Source organism: Aminobacter sp. P4_D5, from assembly GCF_056401815.1.
Genome location: NZ_JBFUIP010001479.1, coordinates 1 through 504 on the forward strand (window position 1 = coordinate 1; position 504 = coordinate 504).

The window sequence follows — 504 nt, forward strand, 5'->3', positions numbered from 1 at the left end:
GGGCACCAGCCAGAAGAATTTCGCCACGTCGGTCAGGATCGCGTGGGTGACCCAGTAGAAGCCGGCGAGGTTGTGCCCGAAGCCGAACCAGAGCCCCAGCCAGACCGCCTGCCGCCAGCTCGTGGCACGACCGATCAGCGTGAGAAAGGCGGGAACGGTGAGCAGCAGGACCGGCAGCGCATAGACGGGCGGCAGCGCCAGGACGGAGACCAGTCCCAGCAGGAAGGCGGAAAGCCGGGGTCGGGCGGTCAAGCGGGCGAGGAGCGATGCCATGCTTCGGCTATAGCCGGGATCGGCAGGCGCCGGGATGGGGGACAGGAGACGGAGGCGTGAATGAGGAGCGACGTGAAACCGGCGCCTATTCCGCGGCCTGCGCCCCATCCGCCGCGGGCCGCCGCACGCGCAGCCGCCGGATCCGCCGCGCATCCGCATCCAGCACGCGGAACTCCAGCCCCGAGCTGTGGGTGAAGATCTCGCCCCGCGCCGGCACGCGGCCGGCCAGCG

General features: G+C 71.0%; 1 protein-coding gene and 1 pseudogene. Both read right to left on the reverse strand.

Annotation, left to right across the window (positions count from 1 at the left end; all coding sequences use genetic code 11):
- Positions 1 to 273, reverse strand: a pseudogene (locus tag AC1DWF_RS39065) (hypothetical protein); the annotation flags it as partial.
- Between the two features lie 85 nt (positions 274 to 358).
- Positions 359 to 490: a hypothetical protein gene (locus tag AC1DWF_RS39070; protein ID WP_476843745.1), complete on the reverse strand. Its 132-nt coding sequence runs from the start codon at positions 488 to 490 to the stop codon at positions 359 to 361.
- Positions 491 to 504: the final 14 nt, after the last annotated feature.